This window comes from Sphingomonas sp. (genome assembly GCF_036387595.1).
Lineage (GTDB): Bacteria > Pseudomonadota > Alphaproteobacteria > Sphingomonadales > Sphingomonadaceae > Sphingomonas.
The window spans coordinates 1-1,687 of the sequence record NZ_DASVTL010000016.1; the positions used below are offsets into that span (position 1 = coordinate 1).

2 protein-coding genes are annotated in these 1,687 nt (G+C 67.0%); both read left to right on the forward strand.

Annotated elements, in window-relative coordinates; genetic code table 11:
• The first annotated feature begins 51 nt into the window (after nt 1-51).
• Nucleotides 52-990, forward strand: coding sequence for a tRNA (adenosine(37)-N6)-dimethylallyltransferase MiaA (gene miaA, locus VF643_RS00760; protein ID WP_331041451.1), 939 nt, complete (start codon nt 52-54; stop codon nt 988-990).
• A 71-nt stretch (nt 991-1,061) separates the two neighbouring features.
• On the forward strand, nt 1,062-1,687 hold a 626-nt coding region (locus VF643_RS00765), incomplete at its 3' end, for a thiamine pyrophosphate-binding protein (RefSeq protein WP_331041450.1).

Genomic DNA, 1,687 nt, shown 5'->3' on the forward strand with positions numbered 1-1,687 from the left:
AGCCGATCGGCCGCCGCGGAAATCTCCCCCGCAGCCATGCTTTGCGCTGCTATGAGCGTCGCCGTGAACATCGCAAACTCCAAGCCGAAGGTGGCGCTCATCGCAGGGCCGACCGCCAGCGGCAAGTCGGCGCTCGCGATCGATATCGCCGATCGTCACCGGGGCGTCGTCATCAATGCTGATGCCAGCCAGGTCTATGCCGACCTGCGCATTCTCAGCGCACGACCATCGCCGGCCGACGAGGCGCGCGTACCGCATCGCCTGTTCGGTCATGTCGACGGCGCCGACTCCGGCTATTCCGCCGCACGCTGGGCCGCGGAGGCCCGCCAGGAGATCGACGCCGCCCATGCGGCTGGCTTGCTGCCCGTGCTCGTCGGCGGCACCGGCCTCTACCTGCGCACCCTGATCGACGGCATCGCGCCGGTCCCGCCGATCGATCCGGCGATCCGCGAGGCGGTGCGCGCGCTGCCGGTGGCGGAGGCGCATGCGCTGCTCGCCCTCGAGGATTCCGGGGCGGCCGCGCGCCTCGCTCCTGCGGACACCACCCGTGTTGCCCGTGCGCTGGAAGTCGTCCGCGCGACCGGTCGCCCGCTTGCCGTATGGCAGCTGGAGCGGGCCGGCGGCATCGGCGACGCCGTAGATCTGGCCGCCGCCATCCTCCTGCCGCCGCGCGAGCTGTTGATGGCGCGGATCGACCGTCGCTGCGGGGAGATGATCGAAGCGGGCGCCGCCGACGAGGTGGCGGCCCTCACCGCGCGTCATGATATTCCGGCCGAGGCGCCAGTGCGCCGCGCGATCGGGGTTGCACCCCTAGTAGAGCTACTAACTGGCGGGCTGGATGCTGCAGCTGTACTGTCGCGTCTGCAGCTCGAAACACGTCGTTATGCCAAGCGGCAATATACCTGGTTTCGCAATCAATCTCCACAAAACTGGCTTCGTACGACAGAATCTAACTCTGCAATGCTCTCGATAGAAACATTGTTGTTATGATGCGGGTTGACGTGACCTGATTGGGAAGCTAGCCGCACTGCACAATTCCAACCAAGGCCAAGGTGATCGATATGACCGAGCAAAGTGGAGCCGACATCCTCGTCGAGGCACTGTGCGATCTCGGTGTCGAGATCGTCTTCGGCTATCCCGGTGGCGCGGTGCTGCCGATCTACGACGCGATGTTCCGGTCGAAGCGGATCAAGCACGTGCTGGTTCGCCACGAACAGGCGGCGACCCATGCGGCGGAGGGCTATGCGCGCTCGACTGGCAAGCCCGGCGTGGTGCTGGTCACCTCCGGCCCCGGCGCCACGAACGCTGTCACCGGGATCACCGACGCGCTGATGGATTCGATCCCGATGGTGGTGATCACCGGTCAGGTGCCGACCGCGCTGATCGGGACCGACGCGTTCCAGGAGGCCGACACGATCGGCATCACGCGCCACTGCACCAAGCACAACTACCTCGTGAAGGACCCCGCCAAGCTGGGCGCGGTGATCCACGAGGCGTTCCATATCGCCACCAGCGGCCGGCCCGGCCCCGTCGTCGTCGACATCCCCAAGGACGTGCAGGTCGCCACCGCGCGCTACGCCAAGCCGGGCCCGATCCAGCACAAGACCTATCGCCCCGCGCTGAAGGCCGATCGCAGCCAGATCGAGGAACTGGTCGACATGCTCGCCGCGGCGGAGCGGCCGATCCT